The sequence below is a fragment of the Faecalicatena orotica genome (assembly GCF_003149245.1).
In the GTDB taxonomy this organism is placed as follows: Bacteria; Bacillota; Clostridia; order Lachnospirales; family Lachnospiraceae; genus Faecalicatena_A; species Faecalicatena_A orotica.
Genome location: NZ_QGDL01000009.1, coordinates 231,494 through 251,252, shown reverse-complemented (window position 1 = coordinate 251,252; position 19,759 = coordinate 231,494). Strand labels below are relative to the sequence as shown.

12 protein-coding genes and 1 riboswitch are annotated in these 19,759 nt (G+C 45.6%); of the genes, 2 read left to right on the top strand and 10 right to left on the bottom strand.

Annotated elements, in window-relative coordinates; all coding sequences use genetic code 11:
* Positions 1–181: 181 nt before the first annotated feature.
* On the bottom strand, positions 182–2,422 hold the full coding sequence (locus A8806_RS15710) for an ASKHA domain-containing protein (protein ID WP_242996125.1): 2,241 nt from the start codon (positions 2,420–2,422) through the stop codon (positions 182–184).
* Between the two features lie 159 nt (positions 2,423–2,581).
* A riboswitch (cobalamin riboswitch) is annotated at positions 2,582–2,769 on the bottom strand.
* Positions 2,763–3,404, bottom strand: coding sequence for a corrinoid protein (locus A8806_RS15705; RefSeq protein WP_109732144.1), 642 nt, complete (start codon positions 3,402–3,404; stop codon positions 2,763–2,765). (Overlaps the previous riboswitch by 7 nt.)
* Before the next feature lie 208 nt (positions 3,405–3,612).
* Between A8806_RS15705 and A8806_RS15700 the strand changes: the two genes are divergently transcribed.
* Positions 3,613–4,863 carry a PocR ligand-binding domain-containing protein gene (locus tag A8806_RS15700; protein WP_242996124.1) on the top strand — a complete coding sequence of 417 codons (1,251 nt, stop codon included), beginning with the start codon at positions 3,613–3,615 and terminating at the stop codon, positions 4,861–4,863.
* A 28-nt stretch (positions 4,864–4,891) separates the two neighbouring features.
* Here A8806_RS15700 and cobK read toward each other — a convergent pair whose 3' ends face one another.
* Positions 4,892–5,719, bottom strand: coding sequence for a precorrin-6A reductase (cobK, locus tag A8806_RS15695; protein ID WP_109732143.1), 828 nt, complete (start codon positions 5,717–5,719; stop codon positions 4,892–4,894).
* Positions 5,720–5,746: 27 nt separating this feature from the next.
* On the bottom strand, positions 5,747–6,895 hold the full coding sequence (locus A8806_RS15690) for a cobalt-precorrin 5A hydrolase (RefSeq protein ID WP_109732142.1): 1,149 nt from the start codon (positions 6,893–6,895) through the stop codon (positions 5,747–5,749).
* A gap of 135 nt (positions 6,896–7,030) precedes the next feature.
* On the opposite strand from A8806_RS15690, the gene A8806_RS15685 reads away from it, so the two are divergent.
* Positions 7,031–8,164, top strand: a complete 1,134-nt coding sequence (locus A8806_RS15685) for a GGDEF domain-containing protein (protein WP_109732141.1) — start codon at positions 7,031–7,033, stop codon at positions 8,162–8,164.
* Between the two features lie 176 nt (positions 8,165–8,340).
* Here A8806_RS15685 and A8806_RS15680 read toward each other — a convergent pair whose 3' ends face one another.
* The 6 genes from A8806_RS15680 to A8806_RS15655 all read right to left on the bottom strand — a co-directional run bounded on the left by A8806_RS15680 (position 8,341) and on the right by A8806_RS15655 (position 19,682).
* Positions 8,341–8,829, bottom strand: coding sequence for a superoxide dismutase family protein (locus A8806_RS15680; RefSeq protein WP_109732140.1), 489 nt, complete (start codon positions 8,827–8,829; stop codon positions 8,341–8,343).
* Positions 8,830–8,917: 88 nt separating this feature from the next.
* Positions 8,918–10,048, bottom strand: a complete 1,131-nt coding sequence (locus A8806_RS15675) for a glycosyl hydrolase family 18 protein (RefSeq protein WP_181368752.1) — start codon at positions 10,046–10,048, stop codon at positions 8,918–8,920.
* Between the two features lie 44 nt (positions 10,049–10,092).
* Positions 10,093–13,980 carry a hybrid sensor histidine kinase/response regulator gene (locus A8806_RS15670; protein WP_330405384.1) on the bottom strand — a complete coding sequence of 1,296 codons (3,888 nt, stop codon included), beginning with the start codon at positions 13,978–13,980 and terminating at the stop codon, positions 10,093–10,095.
* A gap of 2 nt (positions 13,981–13,982) precedes the next feature.
* Positions 13,983–14,348, bottom strand: coding sequence for an Hpt domain-containing protein (locus A8806_RS15665; RefSeq protein WP_109732139.1), 366 nt, complete (start codon positions 14,346–14,348; stop codon positions 13,983–13,985).
* A 3-nt stretch (positions 14,349–14,351) separates the two neighbouring features.
* Positions 14,352–17,936, bottom strand: coding sequence for a PAS domain-containing hybrid sensor histidine kinase/response regulator (locus tag A8806_RS15660; protein WP_109732138.1), 3,585 nt, complete (start codon positions 17,934–17,936; stop codon positions 14,352–14,354).
* 27 nt (positions 17,937–17,963) lie between these two features.
* Positions 17,964–19,682 (bottom strand): two-component system response regulator, encoded by a 1,719-nt coding sequence (locus A8806_RS15655; protein WP_109732137.1) that lies wholly within the window; start codon positions 19,680–19,682, stop codon positions 17,964–17,966.
* Positions 19,683–19,759: the final 77 nt, after the last annotated feature.

The window sequence follows — 19,759 nt, the reverse complement described above, 5'->3', positions numbered from 1 at the left end:
CTACGCATATATTATTGTAAACGGCTGTTCCCCCTATGTATTGTAATTTTTTAAGGATACTTTGTAGGAATTATAGAAATCCGGGCAACTGCGGCCGAGGGATTATAAACTAGTAAAGATTACCATAAAAAAGATGGCCCCGCGTGCTGCCGGCCATCCTTTTTATATTCTAAAAGGAATGTTAGTCCTCTTCAAAAAACATGTAATCCATATAAAATTCATTAAAGTCCTTATCATTGGACAATCTGATTTCTTTCGAGACGCTTCTGATCTTTTCTATCACTTCATCTGCATCCGGTTCCAGTAATTTTGCAATCGCCCCCTTCAGGCAGCTGTTGCCCACGGCCTCGATCTTTCCCTCACACTCTTTCGGGAGGAGTCCGATGCCGACCGCCTTTTTGATGTCCAGCTGATACCCGAAACCGCCTGCTATATAGACAGTTTCAATTTCGTCATAAGGGATTCCATATCTCAGGATTAACGTCTCCAGCCCCGCCCGTACAGCAGACTTGGCAAGCTGGATCTCCCTTACATCCTTCTGGTAAAAACCGATGGTTCTCCCCTGTGCATCTTCACCCAGATAAAATCCGTCCTCAAAATACTCCTCGTCCAGAAGTCCGGTCTCATCGATCAGTTCTTCTTTTAAAAGCCCGTATGTGATCTCCACAACCCCCGTGCCGCAGATTCCTGATATAGGCTTGTCCTGTATTGTCTCTGTCACGGCCTTCCCGTCATGGATTTCAACTTTACAGACAGCACCGGGGATGCTGCCCGTACCGCATGTAATATTGCCGCCCTCGAATGCAGGCCCTGCCGCCGTTGATGCCACATAGATCTTATCTTTATTGCCGACTGCCATCTCTCCGTTCGTTCCCAGGTCAATCAGCACGGACACTTTTTCCCTGTTCTGGAAATTAAGGGCGTACATTCCCGCTGTAATATCCCCGCCCACATAGGTTGAAATTCCCGGATAGATATTTACTTCAAAACTACCGTCAAAATCATTTGCTGACTTCCCGCAAAGTGCTTTTACATCTGTCGTAATTTGTTCCAGATTGACCGGAGTAAAGGGAAAGACACCGAGCGTCTCACATGGATATCCCATAAGCAGGTGGACCATCGTAGTATTGGCCCCGATTACCATTCGTTCCGGAAGGATCTTCCCGTTTTCTGTAAGATCTTTTATTCCGGACATCAGGTCTTCCTGAATGCTTTCCTTCAGTTCGTTTCCCTTACCATTCGTGGATGCCTCGATCCTGCTGATTACGTCTGCACCATATGCGCGCTGACGGTTCATGGCCGTATAAGTCTTCACTGCGCGTTTACTCGTAAGATTGACCAGCTGCATGGCAATCGTTGTCGTACCGATATCCGTGGCAATCCCGAATCTGCCCCCCTCGTAATCTCCAGCGTTTCCGTCCTCTGCCTGCAAGGTTTTCCCGCGCCCTGCCTCTTCTCCGAAATCCGTAAGGACTGCAAATCCTTCCTCCTGTCCACAGTCAAGTGTAATCGTACAGTCCCCGGATGCATAGGCACGGCAGGCAAGACGGAACCCCGCCCGGATCTCATCCTCATCGAAAAACCGGCTGTCCTCCGCTGACGGCTTTACTTCCCCTTCCAATACCCTGATACGGCATTTTCCACAGGTACCACGTCCGGCACATACAGCACTCAGGAATATATTATGCTCCTTGAGCACTTCCATGAGTGTCTGGTCCTTTTTCCCGGTAATTGTTACAACGACCTCTTCGGAACCGCCGCTGCCGCCTGCCGATGAAACCTTCATCATGAAGTCCGGGATATGCCTCAGCTTACACGTTAAATTCGGACATTTGCTGCAGTCATGTTCAATCTTGAAATTATCAGAATTTTCATCCAAAAGGTAAATCTGGCAGGTCGTCTTTACCGGGTCATACATGAAGCTTTCCTTGATATGTATCCCTGCCAGTGCTTCCCCGTCTGTTACTTCCAGAGCTTTTTTCTGCGCCGACATAGGGATGTCCTGCGGAGCCTCCATACGCCGTATAACACCGCGCTTTCTCTCCCTGCACAGCCTGATAATGGTATCTGAAAGCAGATGGTCCATCTGGAATAGATAATCGTCCGCCATAGCATCGGCCAGCATCCCGCCCAGATAATTGCCTTGTGCAAACAGCCCGGTTGCCCACCGGCTGATTTCGCCGCCTACCGATGTAATGCTAAACAAGGCCTCCTGACTCTCTCCTTCATACTCCGCCAGATGGAATTCCTCCACACTGCCAAACGCAAGCAGAGCCGCCGGCTCTATTTTTTTATATGCTTCGGGCAGCATTTCCTCATATTCTTCCAGGACCTCATCATAGATCTCACTGTCCTCATAACAGTCTATTAAATTCAAAACACTTTCTTTACATATCTTGATGTCAAAATCTTTAATTATCATCCTGCCGCCCTCTCTATAGTTAACACAATTATAATAGTTTCCGATAACTGTCCATAGTTCCGGGCAGCTACAATTTCTATATATAAAGAAAAACTCCCATAAAAGAGTTTCTGCTGATTTTCCTGATTCAATTATAACCAGCGGCCATCTCCTACCCACGATCGGCTGCTGACAATGACAAGTATCCTGGCTCACGGTTCATCCTTGGAATGCCTTCTCATCCTTTGAAAGGACAATGGCTGTTATTCTTCGTCACCGCTTACAGTAGGGGCAAGCCTGCACCGGATTCACACCGGTTTCCTTGATTTTTACAATCGTTTTTCTATGTTCTGATTCGAAATTACTTCCTGTCCATAACTGCTTTCTTTGCTACTTCTGCTGCCGTTGCTGCATCCGGTGTATAGAAATCTGCACCGATCTGCTGTGCAAAACTGTCGTTTACCGGAGCTCCGCCGACCATTACAATAAACTTGCTGCGAAGTCCTTTTTCATTCAACTGGTCTATACAGTCCTGCATCTTCGGCATAGTTGTTGTAAGAAGCGCTGACATACAGATCACGTCTGCTCCGACTTCTTCTGCTTTATCAATAAATACGGATGTCTCAACATCAACTCCAAGATCGTAGATTTCGAATCCAGCCCCTTTGAGCATCATCACTACGAGGTTCTTGCCAATATCATGTAAATCTCCCTGAACTGTTCCGATAACTGCTTTACCTACAGGCTCATTCCCAACTTCAACAAGTTTTGGCTCAAGAACAGATAATCCTGCATTCATAGCTCTCGCCGCAACCAGAACCTCAGGTACGAACACCTCGTTGTTCTTAAACTTTGCCCCGATAATCATCATTCCAGATAACAGACCTTCGTTCAAAATTTCCTTTGGATCAACACCTTCATCTAAAGCCTGCTGTACTAATGCTTTTACATTTTTTGCTCTTCCTTTTTGAAGAAATTCTGACATTTCCTGAATAATAGACATAACTTCATTCCCTCCAACTTATCTTTTTGCCGTCTGGCTGTTTCTGTATTTCATTCTATCTATTTTCCTACTATTGTTCTGGTAATTATTTTAGAATCTTTGTACAAATATTTTCTTTTTATTTTTTGCAGGCTTTATCCCATTTTCGTTTATAATGTGATAAACTAAATAGGAACTACTTACAGAACCAAAGATTAATGGAGGGATAATGTTGAAACCTTTATTGTACTCTATCGTTCCGGAGGAAACCCTGAAGGCCATGACTGATACTTTTTACGCCTGCATGCAGCTGCCGATCCAGGTCATTGACGAGCATGGAGAGTTTATTGCCGAGAGCGGACAGATGGCAAATTTCTGCCGCTGCTTTCAGGATTATCTTCCCAGCGGCGACTCTTGTGAGAAGATGCATATTTCCGCAAGCAAGAAAGCCATAACACTTGGTGAACCTTATATATTCGCCTGTCACGCCGAACTGAACCATATCGTTTTCCCGCTGATCAGCAAGAAAACGTTTCTCGGTTCTATTCTCGTAGGGCCCTTTTTAATGGATCCGGCGGACTCGATACTGATCTCTGATATTGCAAAGAAGTATCATATTCCGACTACTGAAGCACTGGAACTGTACGATGAGACTGCCAGCATCCCGCTGGCCACACCCGCCAAGGTGAATCATATCAGCCGGCTTCTCTACTACATGTTTGCCAACCTGATCAACGACAGTAAGGAAGAACTGAAGCAAAATAACCAGAAGCTTTTCCAACAGTCCCGGATTAATGAGTCCATCCAGCGTTACAAGGAAGAAAATATCAGTACCAATTCCTATCCCTATGAAAAGGAAAAGGAATTAATCAGTAAAGTAAAGCTGGGTGATGTCAAGCAGGCCAATGCCATTCTGAATGAACTGCTGGGATATGTACTTTTCTCCGAAGGAAACAGCCTGGAAATCGTGAAAGCCAGAGCAATCGAACTCTGCTCCCTGCTTTCCCGTGCTGCGATTGAAGGTGGTGCCCAGACGGACAACATACTGAAGCTTAATAATCATTTTCTGAAAAACATACAGCTTGTCGATACGATGGAAACACTCTGCTATAAGCTGCAGGAGATTGTAGAATCATTTACGGAAAGCCTTTTTAATTATATACCGTCCCAGAACAGTGAGTTGATCAAGAAAGCCATGATCTACATATCCAAGCATTTCAATGAACCACTCACTCTGGAGGATGTTGCCATGCATGTACATCTGCACCCGTCCTACTTCTCGACCATGTTCAAACAGTCAACCGGTTCCTCATTCAAGGAATATCTGAATATGGTCCGGATTGAGGAAAGCAAGAGGCTGCTATCCAATACAGACTTCTCTATCATTGATATTGCAATTGCGATCGGATTCGAAGACCAGAGTTACTTTTCAAAGGTATTTAAAAAATATACCGGGCTGACACCCAAGCAGTTCCGGTAATATAAGTATCGCACAGGGCATGCCCGCATCAGCAGGACGTGCCCTTTTTTCTAATTTTCTGCCTGATATAAAGCAATGTTTCAGCAGAGCTTGTACCACACTCTTCAGGACGGGTAATCACGATCAGCCGGGCCCCCGTTTCTTTTGCCGCTTCCGCCTTCTCCTGAAAACCGCCTGCTTTCCCAGATTCTTTTGTCACGAAATATCTGGCCCCCGTATAGCGGAGCATCGCTATGTTTAGTTCCTTGCTGAACGGTCCCTGCATGGCAATCAGACTGCGGCCTTTGAAACCAAGTGCCGTACTTTCTTCTACAGCCTCTCTGGTCGACAGTACCCGCGCAATACACCGCTCCTGATAATCATCAATTTCAGTATACAGCTTCAGTTCCTTGCTCCCTGTTGCTATCAGAACCTTCCCCTCTTTCCCTTTTAAATATTCCACGGCGTCTGAAACGGATTTTTTGAATATAACATGGTCTGTTTCTAATGCCTCTATGTTCTGCTTCTCCCTTAGACACCGTATATATTCCGTCCGGTTTGCTTTACAGGCGTTTTGTATATTCTCCGTCACCACCCTTGCAAAGGGGTGTGTTGCATCCACCGCCAGATCAATCTTATGTACATCCAGAAAACAGCGGATGGCCGTCTCATCCATCCGTCCGGCCGCTGTCTCTATGTTATCTCCGGTACCGGTACATTCACGGCCATATTCCGTAGCCGTACTGACATAGACATAAACCGGAAGTTCCCGCAGTGACTCTGCGAGCTGACGTCCCTCCGTTGTCCCAGAAAATAGAAGTATCCTGATTTCTGCTGTCTCCGGGCTGATCCCTAAATGCTGTTTTGTTTCCTCCATGATTTTATCCTCTTTTCGCCTCTCAGTTTAAAAAGAAAGGTTTCTTTTTTTTCTAACAAGTGCAAATGTGGAACCCTCTGAACAGATTTTCGGCTGTATCAGTTCCCCATCCCTGCAGTGCAGAATTGCGGCCCGCTCACAGACATTGTCCACGCCGGTTGTCTGCTCCACAAATGCAGAATGGCTGCTGACTGTTTCGATCTGTTTTAATTCTTCCGCCGAAAAGGTCCTGAAAGGGACTCCCCATGCATCTGCAAGCTCCAGAATCCCGGCTTCATCACACTTGAGGTCAATACTTGCAAAACCTTCTATCTGTTCCGGCAGAATGCGGTTCTCTTTCAGGACAGCCTGAAGCCCTGCCTCCAACTGCTCCCGCTTCGTCCCCCTGCGGCAGCCCAGACCCACAATCATTCCAGCACCTGTATGCAGTGTGAGGATCCCCCCCCTATGCGGCAGGATCTTTTCCTTCCGGTCTGTCACAGCCACACCGAAAGGAAACCTTTCCAGTTCCCCCGGTGACGTACATACGCTTAATTCGGCAGGCACTTTCCCTGAGACTGGCAGCACACTGTAAAATCCAACTTTCCCGCCCTCCAGAATCTCTGCCGAAATTTCTTTTGCCAGCCTCCTGTCTTCAATCTGCATCCCGTTTTTTTCGGCAAATACATCTATGGCGAACTTTTCCTGTACATCTGTCGCCGTTGTGATAACAGGCACGGCACCTGTCCATACAGATACCATTTTCGCAATCTCCACCGCACCGCCGACATGTCCAGATAAAAGTGGGATTACGAACGAGCCCTTCTCATCCATCACAATAACCGGTGAATCGGTAAACTTGTCTTTCACCCAGGGAGCGATATAACGGACTGCAATCCCAGAGGCTCCAATAAAAAGAAACGCTGCTTTTCCCCACTCTGCCCCTATCCAGACATTCACATCCTCCGGCAGCGCCTGTATGCCGTCCTCTCCCCCGGCAAACCTTCTGACACTGAAGCCTGTGCATTCCATTCCGTTTTCTGTGAATTTTCGCTTTAATTCTGCATTCAATATACTGCCTGACTTTGTAAAACTAATGATCATCATCTCTATTTTCTTCATGGCTGTATTGTAAGTAATCACGCGGTGAAAGTCAAGATACCTGACTGATGTACCGATGGAATTTTTCAAAATCACCGAAAATGCTGCTGTTCACAGGCAGCCTGTAAACAGTAATACGGTAACAGTTGTACTAACAGGAAAAAAACGGTATAATAATTTTATATTTATTTTTGTATGACAAATCACAAATCCACGAGGGGGAATATTTAAGTGTGGCAGCGTTTTATGACTAATGTAAAGAATATGCTCAGGTTGGAAAAAGAATATTTCAAAGATGCAGAATTAGAAATCGCAGAAAAGAACCTTGGACTGCTGAGAATATCAAGTATGATCAATGTTGTTCTGCTGCTGTTCTTTTATATACTCACGCCTTTTATCGTAAAGGGCTGGACAATTACACTGCAGCATTTATTATTTCTCCCGGCTGCCCTGTTGTTTTTTATTTTATCCAGCCTGCTTATGAAGTCGTATTTAAAAAGCAGCCGTACTATTACCGGATTATGCCAGCTGTATGTCGTCGTAGTTTTTGTTTTTGTTATCCTGATTGATGTTTTCCCTTATCCCAGCGCACCGGCTACTTTTATGCCGGTAATATATGTTGCACTCCCTGCACTTTTTATCCTGCCGTTCAGCCATATCTTTTTTCTTATGCTGTGGGCCGAGATCGTTTTTATTGTTTCCGTTAAGGCAGTCAAGATACAGTCAATGGCTGAAAATGACATTTTCAATTCCATCGTTGGTTTTCTGTTTGCGCTGGCTGTCGCCCAGGTCATCCTAAAACTGCGTTCCGAAGACCATGATATCCGATCCCGGTATAAGCGGCTCAGTATGCTGGATTCTCTGACAGGCATCCTCAATAAAAAAACCTGTGAAGATGCAATACGGAGTTATCTGGATGTCGGAATCCCCCGTACATGTGTCTTGCTTTTCATGGATCTGGATAATTTCAAAGAAGTGAATGACCTTGCCGGACATTCCTGTGGCGACAAACTTCTGGCAGAGACTGGAAGGCTGCTCTTGTCCTCGTTTCGTCCGACCGACATCATTGGGCGGGTCGGAGGCGATGAATTTATGGTACTGATTAAAGACTTTTATGATTCTGAGGATACTTTGAAAAAAACATTCACTACCTTTCAGACCGATCTGGTCAAGAGCCTGTCAGGAAATCCTCTGGTAAAAACCTCCTGCAGTATCGGTGCTGTCTGCCTTAAGAAGCAGGTTACAAATTTTGATACACTTTTCAAACTTACTGATCAGGCTCTCTATGATGCAAAGGCTTCCGGAAAGAACCGCTATGTATTACGGACATATTCTAAAACAGAACGTAACTGTTCAGGACCATGAACCGTTACGTCGCAAGCCCATGAAAATCGTCTTTGGCGATGGGGCTTGCTTCTGGCTGTTCCACGTTTTCGTACGGACTGTGCAGTAAATGCACAGTTCTGTACTGAACAGTTACATCAGAACAAATAAAAAACCCAGAAGTCCTGTAATTGGATTTCCGGGTTTTTTATTTGTTATTACTTTTCCATCTCCTGCAGTGCCCATTCCCTGATCTCACCACATGCAATCATCTCACCGCTGTTTCCTGATGGCTGGGTATGGAAGTCATCCGGGTCTTTGTGTATAATCACAGTCCTCCCGGTCACATCATCCGGATGGAACCTCCCCGTGTAGACAGCATTCCACGCCGCACCGTAGGTGGATAAAAGCGGCGGGAGGTCCCCTGCATGCTCCGGATGTTCTTTATGTTCTGGATTATAATGTTTTCCTGCATCCGGGAACGCTTCTTTGCCATCTCCCCGGCAGTCCTTCCCCTCGTGAATATGGAATGCGAAAAACTCCCCTGTCTCCTGGCTCTCTTCATCTGGCAGCCCGTATATCTCTGCCATCACGATTGTCCCGCCGTATACATCAAAAAAGTATACCATGCCATGTATTTCCGGATACTGATCTGAACCTTTTACTTCTGCATATGCCTCTGGCATTCCGTTTAATTTTTCGACCATAACATTACCCTCCTTCTGCATAGTATATGTTGAAGAGGTGGGGGATGTGTCTCTTTTTAGAAAGATTATGTATGGATAGTTACTCTGCTTATTTTTCCAATAGAAGCCAGTTCGCCCGAAACGGCCGCATCAGATTCCAGTACCCAACCCCCAGTAATTCATATTCCCTTGCAAGGTTTAACTTCGCCTGAATGCTCCGGACGTCCTCAAACCAGACCTCGTGGGAAAAGCCGTCCCGCATATAGGTAAAATACGGACTCTGTGCGATACCCGAGAATTGTATGGATGCCCCGTTCTCCGCCGCAATCCTGACGGCCTCCACATTTCCAATCAGCCGTGCTTTGGTGATTCCCCTTTCATATGGAAGTGTCCAGTCATAGGCATAATTGGGGATTCCCATTAGAATCTTTTCCCTGGGAATCTCCGTCAACGCATATTCCACGACTTCACGCACCTTATTCAGCGGAGCGACTGCCATGGGCGGCCCGTATGTATAGCCCCATTCATAAGTCATCAAAAATACATGATCTGCATTTGCCCCCAGCAACGCGTAGTCCATCCCCTCATACAAAAGCCCCGGCTGGTCCGCAGATGTCTTCGGAGCCAGTGCCACAGATACTGTATATCCATTTGCATTCATAACTTCCCGGACCCTGCCGACGAATTCCGCATAATCTATCCTGTTTTCCGGAAGGACATATTCAAAATCAATATCTACTCCGGAGTAACCGCGCTCCTCAACAGTACGAAGCAGGTTATCGATGACCCGCTGCTGGATCTCTAAATTTTCAACAAGAACCTTTACAAGCTGGTTATTAAAGGCCCCGTTTGAAAACGGGGTCAGCACAAGCAGGGGTTCAATTCCTTCCTCCCAGGCGGCCTCGATCATCCAGAGTTCATCCTGCATAGGCGGTACAAGTTCCCCCTCAAATGTAAAACCATAAGAAAAGATCAACAGTTCATTTAAAGCAGGAAATGCCTGCTCCAGTATATATGGCTCAACAAAAGGATATGCATATCCCGTGACATACATATCCCCCCTCATACTCCCCGACTCTTCCGGCTGCAAAATCAGAAGCGCCTGCCCCACAACCAGTTGTTCCTGATTCACCAGTTGATTGTCAAAGGCGATTTTCCACATAGGCACCCCTGTCTCCTCAGAAACAGAATATAAAGTATCTCCGCTTTTCACTACATATATAATATAAATCACCCCCATATAGTAATATATGAGGGTGATTCCTGCTTTATGATATTAGATTTTCATGACGCATCCCCAAGCACTCTGGTCAGTGTAGCCCTGAGCACCTCTATATCAATCGGTTTTGCAACATGTGCATCCATTCCTGCATCTACAGATGCCTGAATATCTTCTGCAAATGCATTCGCAGTCATTGCAATGATCGGGATATTCAGAGCATCTTCTCTCTTCATCTCACGAATCAGCCTCGTGGCCTCATATCCATTCATCTCAGGCATCTGTATGTCCATCAGGACTGCATCGTATGTACCCGGTTTCCCTGCCTTGAAAAGCCCGACTGCCTGTGCCCCGTTTGTTGCCACTACCGATTTCGCCCCATGCATCGCAAGCAGTTCAACCAAAATTTCTGCGTTAATTGCATTGTCCTCTGCAATCAGGAAACGCCGTCCTGCAAACAGACTTTCAATCTCCTCGTCTGTCATACATGCATCACATTTTTCCTTTGACTCCACAGTCTCATCCAGACATTCGCATTCTAATTCTATTTTGAATATAGTTCCTTTATGAATATGGCTTTCTACAGAAATGCTGCCGCCCATCAGGTCAATAAGCCCTTTTGTTATACTTAAGCCCAGACCAGTTCCTTCGACCTGTGCGGCATTACTGCTGCGGGTGAATGGTTCAAAAAGGTGTTTCATGAATTCTTCCGACATACCTATACCAGAATCACTGACTGTAAACCGGAAACGAACCTTCTCATCTTCAGCATCCGACGGAATCTCCTCCGTCAGAAACTCTACCTTCCCACCTTCCGGGGTAAACTTAACCGCGTTACTCAAAATATTCAGAAGTATCTGGTTCATACGCAGAGGATCTCCATAAAACTGCTCATGCACGATATGTTCACTGCTGACCAGAAAACGGATGCCCGATGCCTTTGCCTGAGGCGCAATGATAGCTGTAAGCTGCCCCAGCATTTCCTGCATGGTAATGCGCATTCTCCCCAACGTAATCTGCGAGCGTTCGATCTTGCTCATATCCAGAACATCATTGATCAGACTCAGCAAGTGCTTGGATGAAGTTGATATCTTCTTCAGGCAGTCCGCCACCCGGCTGCTGTCATCTATATGTGCAGTTGCAAGAGCCGTCATTCCCATAATTGCATTCATCGGTGTTCGTATATCATGGCTCATGGCCGATAAGAATTCGCTCTTTGCGTGATTCGCCTCTTCTGCAAGGGCAAGTGCTTTCTTAAGCGCCTCTTTAGATTCTCGTTCCGATGTCAGCATGTCAGTCACATCGGCCCGAACCACACATACTGTGCTGTGGTTTTCATCTCCCCACAGGACATTGATCTGCTTATACCTGAGTTCCCCTTCTGACTGATAAGGAAACACAAAATCATATCCTGAAGGTTTCTCTTCTAATCCCTCAATCATGGAACTCAGCCTGAATTCTTCCTGTGCCTCTTTCTGATTCTCTTCTGTTCCGTAGTTGGCAGCAAAATCAGCAATAGCGTCATCATAATGCTCTATCACATATGGGGGCAGGTTCTCGAGGACAGTCTGCCTGGTATATAGCGTTAGACATTTGCTGATGACATCAATAAATCCCGCCAGTTCAAATGTATAAGCCAGCATATTCAGCATCCCCTGCTGCTCACGCACGGAATCCGTCACATCCGTACGAACCAGACAGATTCTGCCGATCCGCAGGTCTACTGCGGATACCGTGATATTCTTTGTCCGGATATCACCGGACTCATTTATTACGGAAAATACAAACGTATAAGAGCCTTCTTTTTCCAGACGGGGGCACATCTCCTCTGGTTCCAGTCCCTTTTTATATACTTCCCTGTTCTTCGGCACTACTACCTCCCGATACATATACTCAAGCCGTTTCCTGTGGCTTCCAAGATGTTCCGGCATACAATCCACATTATCGTTGCGGGCCAGCACCGTATATGTATCCGTAATTAAGTTCAGGTCTATCACAAAGTCATAGCTCGTTACTGAAAGCTTGTGAAGAATCCTGTCAGATATTGTCTGCTCCGTAATATCCGTAACTGTCAGAATTCCTGTTATATCTCCGGTATCAGGTGTCTCCAGAAGGTTAACCTTGAACTGGGCATAGCGGCCTGTCTCTTCTTTAGGCAGCCGGATAAAACACTTAAGGATCAATTCTGTATCACCTTTCCCATATGCCTCAAGAGCCGGTTCATTTAAATACATGTCTAAAAACTGCTGCCTCTCCCGCTCATCAACAACAAGGGTTGAAACCCCTGTGAAAAACGACGTTCTGTTAACACCAAAGTTCTTAAGCAGATCGGAATCTGTACTGTCAATAATCTCCAGTATGAGATTCTGAGTGATATTACAGTGGCCGATGACAAGCGCATCCGGGTCCGGGGTGCGGTAATGCTGCAGGATCTGTTCCCTGTATTGGGCACGGATTTTCTCCTGTTCTATGAGCTCCTTTGTCATATCATGGTAAACTGCATAAAATCTGCTTTCACCGCCCTCATTCCGAATCAGGGAAAACGTACTTTTTACCCAGACATAATCTGAACTTCCTTTTCTCAAACGGTAAACCGCTTCACATTTTCCGTCCCCGCCGGTTATATAACCATCAATTGTCCTTTCCAGCATCTCCAAATCATCCGGATGAACCCCCGCAAGGGCATCATACTTGTACAATTCCCATGCATCTTCTGAACTCATTTCTGTCATATCGATAAAGCCGTCTGACAAAAACTCCGTAACCAGACCGCCATCCTTTTTGCAGCGCATAACAGATATACCTCCAGGGAGGTTCTTTACAACTGTCTGGAAATATTGTTCGAGACGTTCTCTCTCTTTTCTATTTTTCACTTCTTCTGTAATATCTTTAACATACTTCAGATAAGCCGGGATTCCATTCCAGTCCGTCTCACGGAAGCGGGTACTGTAAGAACGTTCCGTTCCTGTCACTTTCATTTCATGTTCTTTACCATCCGCCCCATGTGTCTTAAGAGTACAGAATTCACACGGGCTGTCTTTTCCATACAGGGCCTTGTAACACTTCTGGCCTATATAATTCTGTCCCTTACCCGGACCTTCTTCGCGTATATTGACATAAAGAAGGTCATAATTTTTCTTGCCAATAATATAAATACTGCCTGATGTATCATTTACGATACTCTGAAAAAGGCGGGTTTCAGATGACATTCCTGTAAACACTGCATAGAATCTGCTGGATTCAGACAGTGGCCCCATCCGGCGCCCATTTAGATGTATCCAGACCAGACTCCCATTCCTGTGGTACATACGGTAGGAAACATCCAGTACCTCACCGCTTACAAGTGCCGCCTTTGCAGCATTTAAAACACGTTCTCTGTCCGGCTCATAAATGACGTCAAGAGCATTATCTCTGGTCATTTCATTATACTCTTCTCTCGTATGGCCAGAAAGTGCCATCACCCCATCTGAAAAAAAGACAGGGATAAACCGCTCATTTTCCACCCTGTAGCTGGCGATTCCGCCCGGAATAGAATTGATCAGGTGTTCCATCTCCAGCTGCGCTTCTTTGAAATCCGAGATATTATGAAATACACAATGAAGAAGCGGGCAGCCATCTTCCTCCCCGATCCACTTCACCTGAACACGCACCCAGACAATATGGCCGTCCCTGTGCTGCTTACGAAATTCAAATTCAGCAACGGCATGTGTTCTTATAACTTCCCTCGCCTTCGATACTACCATATCCGTATCTTCCCAATAGGTCATATCCGCGGCATCACCCTTGACCAGTTCATGATATTCCGCGACCGTATATCCGCTCAGTTCCGGCACTCCGTCTGAGAAATACACGGTTTCAAAAATATCTGAAACTTTATAGATGGCAACACCACCGGGGATTGCGTTGATGATATCTTCCATCTCTCCCGGAAAGAGAGATTCTCTCTGTATCACACCTATTCCCCCTTTTTCAGTCTCTCCTTCAAACCATCCACCCTTACAAACTCCTTCTGAATCTCCTGATACATCTCCTTGTAGTCCGTTCGCGCCTCTTTCAAGCGCAAAGGCTCCACGATCCTGCATACAGCTAAGAACAGCGGTTCCAGCCCCATGTTGCCTACAACACCCTTCATGGTGTGTGCGGCCTCAAAAGCAGCCTGCAAGTCTTCTGCCTCGAGTGCCTCTCCCAGCTTCTGCAAATTCTCGTCTTGGAAAAGCATGTCTAAAAACCGGAGATACATATCTTCTTTAAACATAAATCTGGCCATAGTTGTCTGGTAATCTCCGCCGTATTCCTCAAATATTTCCCGAAATCCTGACATTTCTCAGACCTCCTTTCCGCATATAAAATCATATAAAATCTGGTAAAGCCGGTTTGGCTCAATCGGTTTGGCAAGATGGGCGTTCATACCAGCTGCCTTACTCTTCTCAATATCATCATCAAATGCATTGGCCGTCATGGCTATGATCGGTATCGTTTCCGCATCCCGGTTACTCAGATGCCTGATATTCGCCGCAGCCGTCAGTCCGTCCATAATGGGCATCCGGATGTCCATTAGAATAACGTCGTAGTAGCCCTCTTCTGATTTACTGAATAATTCCATCGCCCGCAGACCGTTTTCCGCAGTTTCTACCTTGAAATTTTTTCCTTCCAGCAGCATAACTGCCACCTCTGTATTGATCATGTTGTCTTCCACAAGCAGGACACGTCTGCCTGTAAAATCATAATCAACCTCTACTGCCTGCCGTTTGAGTTCTTCTTTCTTCCCAAGCGCCCTTGTAAACGCAGATACGAGCGAGGATTTAAACATCGGCTTGCTCATAAGCAGATTCACGCCCGCCATCTTTGCCTCATGCTCAATAGATATCCAGTCATAGGCCGTCATGATAATGATCGTCACGTCCGGTCCCACGATACCCCGAATCCGCCTTGCCGTCTCAATACCATCCATTTCCGGCATCTTCCAGTCGATCAGTATCATATCAAAATACCGGTCTTCTTTATGAAGCATGAGCACTTTTTCTATTGCCTTACGTCCGCTGTCCACCCACTCGGCTTTGATCCCCATCTCTTCCAGTGTTACAACAGCGCTTTCGCAGACTGCTACATCATCATCCACGACCAGTGTCTTTAAATGGGAAAAATTAAACTGTGGTTTCTTCTGGTTATGCCTCTGTTTTTCTTCCTCAGTAATCCCGAGCTTTACATCTACAGTGAATTCTGTTCCAATTCCTTTGATGGATCTGACCGTAATCCTTCCGTCCATCATATCAACGATGTTCTTTGAAATTGCCAGCCCTAGCCCTGTGCCGCCATACAAAGCTGTCGTCCCCGTCGATTCCTGTGAAAACGGCTCAAAAATATGCGGCAGAAAATCTTCACTCATGCCGACGCCTGTGTCATTTACAATAAACCTGAGTACAGCATCATTCTTTGCCCTTCTCCGCTGAGCTGCTGAAAAGGTAACTTTTCCACCTTCATCAGTGAATTTGATCGCGTTGCTCAGAATATTAATCAGCACCTGCTGGAGCTTCATGGCATCCCCGATATAATAATCATCCAGCACCGGATCGACAATACATTCGTATTCTACGCCTTTGCTGGAGGCCTGTGCATAACAGATTGAATTAATTCCGTTTAAAAAATCCTCTGTCGGTATCTTTTCATTCTTTAACAGCATCTTTCCGCTTTCAATCCTGCTCATATCCAGAATATCATTAATCAGTGACAGCAGGAAACGGGAAGAGATCCCGATCTTGGAAATACAGTCAGCCACCTGTTCATCATCCCCGAGAGACTGGACCGCAATTGTACTCATACCGATAATCGCATTCATAGGCGTCCTGATCTCATGGCTCATTCTGGAAAGGAAATCGGATTTAGCTGCATTGGCCTGTTCTGCTGCAACCAGCGCAGCCGCAAGTTCATCTTTCTGTTTCTGCTCTTTATGTACAACATCCGTGACATCCGTCTGGGCAAGGCAGACCTTTCCAAGTTCCCTGTCAATATAAAATATCTGAAAACGTTTTACGCGGAGTCGGCCGTGCCTGTCTTTTACCTCGCTGATAAAAGAGTAGCATTCCTTCTCTGCAAGCTGTTCCCTCATATACTCAAAAGAGAGTTTCTTAAGAGCTTCGTCTTTCGCACTCTCAGGCATATAAGCATCGGCAATTTTTCTAATTTCATCCTGGAAATTTCCCGTGAGGGGAATTGTATTCTCCTTTTCATCAAAAGAAATCAGCCTGTGTGTACCGTGGAATATATCAACTTCTGCGATAATATCATAATCCAGTTTTGTAATCTTATTCAACAGCTGTTCCTGCAGTTTCTGTTCGGTAATATCAAATGTATAGAAGAAAATAATAAGGTCACCTGTCTCAGGATTCTGGTATGAACGCATATTCGTACTGCTCGAGAACACACTTCCGTCATTCCGTTTTCTTAAAAACTCGAAATGATAGTCTACTTTCCCCTCGGCATAGTCTGATATCACTTTATCCCTGTCCATCTCGGTCAGAATTGTATACGCTTCAGTTTCTTCCACGGCTGATGCCGCAAAGCGGTCAAACGTTTCCCGATAGGTTGCACCTACAGTTGTAACTGCCGCATCAGAGTTACTGAGATAACTTTCCACCCGGTCTTTTGTCACATTGATGCGCCCCTGGATACTGTCACCTGCCGAGGATAATGCCGCAAAATAATGAAGTTCCTTTTCATACACTTCCCTAATCCGGTCCTGAAGCTGCTTTGTGTCCGTCACATCAACAAAAACACAGTAAAAATATTCATCCCCGTCCTCTTCATCCAGAAGCTGTGCCTTGATTGATATCCACCTTACAGAGCCGTCTTTACAGACCAGCCTGTTCTCATTCTGGATTGTGTTTCCATGTTCAAGCTGGGACCTGAGCTTATCCGCCATGATCTCCAGATCATCCGGATATATAACAGCGGACATCCTGTTTCCCATAGCCGCAAACTCTTCTCTTGTATAGCCCAGAAAATCAAACAATCCGTCATTTGCATCAATTACAGAAAAATCTTCATCAAAACGGCACCTGAAGACCGCTCCCGGTATGTTATTATAAATGTGCAGTACTTCATTCTGTGCTCTCTTTTGTGCAGTAATATCTATACACACAGACGTAATTGCCTGTCTGCCATTCTCATCTGCTGTGCGAAGTCCGTTATCATGTACCCAGATATAAGTACCGTCTTTTCGTTTCATCCGGTATTCTACGCTGTATTCACCTTTTAGTCTGATCTGGTCCCCGACTTCTTCATCCACCCTGTTTCTATCCTCCGGGTGCATGCAGTTACTGATCATACCATCTATGTCCGTGACAAATTCTTCCTCGTTCTCATACCCCAGATAGTCCAGCATACGCCGGTTAATAAAATAAAAAGGAAATTCTGGTTCTATATATCCGCCCATCATACCGCCTGCCAAAGAAGCATCAAGCAGCTCCTGACGCTGTTTCATAACATTTTCCATGACCAGTGTCTGCGGATAATGTTCATCTCCCCTCTGACTGCTGCTCGGTTCCGCTATCTGCATGTTAAGTATAAACCACTTTTGTCCACACTTCTTTAAGATAAAGAAAGGCCGAAGATGCCATTTGTATAATGAATTTTTTAACACTAACTCTGCTGCAAGAGTGTGGATCTCCTCGGTCAGGGGCTGTTCATACAGAACATTCAGTTCCATCTGGAATGGCTCCGGGATTTCACAGATATCTCGTTTCAGATATTCCTGCATCTCCCCGATCCCATCTGCGGACTCGTGAAAACCAGTACCAGTAAATTTCATATTTTCTGCCAGAAAAGAAACTGTTTTTTCCAGACTCCTCTCCTGAAACCATGCTTCGCAGAATGCGTATATCGTCTGCTGTGCATCACTTTGTTTTATCATTCTGAATCCTCTTTCTGCGGACTGTATCTATTCACTCGCCTGTCCTTTATATTCCATCTCTGCCGGAAACTCCTCTGTGTCTGAATGCTCCTGCTTCCCGAGAAGTTCTTTAAACTCCGCACATGGCATTGGTTTTGCAAAATAGTAACCCTGAACATAATCACAGCCAATCTCCTTGAGACGGTTAAACTGCTCTTTTGTTTCCACCCCTTCTGCCACTACACTCAGATGCATCCAGCGCGCAAGTGCAATAATAAACTGCAGGATTCCCTGGCTGTTCGGCTTGGCAGTCTCGCTTTGGATGAATTTCATGTCCAGCTTCAGGATATCAATAGGCATCTCATTCAGCATATTTAGTGAAGAGTAACCGCTTCCGAAATCATCCATTTCTATAATAAACCCAAGTTCACGCAGCTGTCTGACCGTGTCAATAATCTGTGTCGGATTTTCCGTATACGCACTCTCTGTAATTTCCAGATGCAGATGTGATGGGGACAGGTTATACTTCTTAACCGTCCTCATTAAAATTTCTGCCAGATCTGCATTGTAGATATCCGCTCTGGATACATTCACAGATACCGATATCGGGGGAAGCCCTTCCACCTCCCATTCCTTTATGACAGCACAGGTCTTGTCCCATACATACTGGTCCATCTTTGTAATAAATCCATTCTTCTCAAATAAGGGGATAAACTCAGCCGGAGACTGGAATCCCCACTCCGGATGAATCCATCTGACCAGCGCTTCTGCGCCAACCAGCTTTTGATCCTCTATCCTGTACTTGGGCTGAAGATATATCTGGAACTGGTTCTGTGCCAGTGCCGATTCCATGCTGTCTGTAATCATCTGTTCCTTGAGCATACTGTTGCGGAGCGTATCATCATAAGCCGCGATGTATTTGCCATACTGTCCCTTGATACTGCGGGCAGCAAGAAGCGCCCTGTCGCACATCTGCTCTACAGAGATTGTCCTGTCTTCTATATAATAGATTCCCCATTTCATCACGATGTTCCTGACATCCATAAATGCATTGACTTCTTCCGTCGCCGTCCTGAAGAGTTCCTCCGTGAACCCGTCCCGCCGCTCCAGAAGGCATGCAAACTGATCTGAATTCATCCGTCCGCAGATTCCCCTGCTGCCCACGCGCCTCTTATACATATCTGCGATGCCGCACAGCAGCCGGTCCCCTGTCGGCACTCCGAAAACGTCATTAATCAGTTTAAAATTTTCAATATCTGAACAGATAATATCATACTGCTTCTCCGGATTCCGAAGCAGTATGTCCTTAATCTGCTGATAGAAAAACTCCTTACTGTACAGCCCTGTCAGTCTGTCATACTGTATCAGGTTCACCATAGCCGCAGTCTCCCGCAGATTAATGATACTTGCCACACGGTGCAGGATTATCTGGGGCCGGTAAGGCTTGGCAACAAAGTCAGATGCCCCGTGGGACAATGCCGCAACTTCATCCGATTCACCGTCATTTTGTGTTGTTACAATAACAGGTATTGAGGAATAAGCCGGATCTGCTTTCATGATAGATAGAAAGGTATAGCCGTCCATGACCGGCATAACAATATCCAACAGAATAAGAGAAATGCCCTCTTTATATTGCTTTAAAACATCCAGGGCCTCCTGCCCGTTTTCCGCCTCCAGTACATCGTAATCGGAAGCAAGAATCTCACATAATAAGCCCCTGTTTAGCGGATTGTCTTCCACAACTAAATTTTTTTTCCGTGAAAACATGATTTCACCCCTCTGTCTTTGAGATTTATGTATTATTATTTGGAATAAATGTGCAGTTCAGAAAAAGCTAATATATA

Bases quoted from the DNA above. Each gene is read 5' to 3' on its own strand.
- A8806_RS15710 (WP_242996125.1), bottom strand. From the start codon at position 2,422: ATGATAATTAAAGATTTTGACATCAAGATATGTAAAGAAAGTGTTTTG.
- A8806_RS15705 (WP_109732144.1), bottom strand. From the start codon at position 3,404: ATGTCTATTATTCAGGAAATGTCAGAATTTCTTCAAAAAGGAAGAGCA.
- A8806_RS15700 (WP_242996124.1), top strand. From the start codon at position 3,613: ATGTTGAAACCTTTATTGTACTCTATCGTTCCGGAGGAAACCCTGAAG.
- cobK (WP_109732143.1), bottom strand. From the start codon at position 5,719: ATGGAGGAAACAAAACAGCATTTAGGGATCAGCCCGGAGACAGCAGAA.
- A8806_RS15680 (WP_109732140.1), bottom strand. From the start codon at position 8,829: ATGGTCGAAAAATTAAACGGAATGCCAGAGGCATATGCAGAAGTAAAA.
- A8806_RS15675 (WP_181368752.1), bottom strand. From the start codon at position 10,048: ATGGGGGTGATTTATATTATATATGTAGTGAAAAGCGGAGATACTTTA.
- A8806_RS15665 (WP_109732139.1), bottom strand. From the start codon at position 14,348: ATGTCAGGATTTCGGGAAATATTTGAGGAATACGGCGGAGATTACCAG.
- A8806_RS15660 (WP_109732138.1), bottom strand. From the start codon at position 17,936: ATGATAAAACAAAGTGATGCACAGCAGACGATATACGCATTCTGCGAA.
- A8806_RS15655 (WP_109732137.1), bottom strand. From the start codon at position 19,682: ATGTTTTCACGGAAAAAAAATTTAGTTGTGGAAGACAATCCGCTAAAC.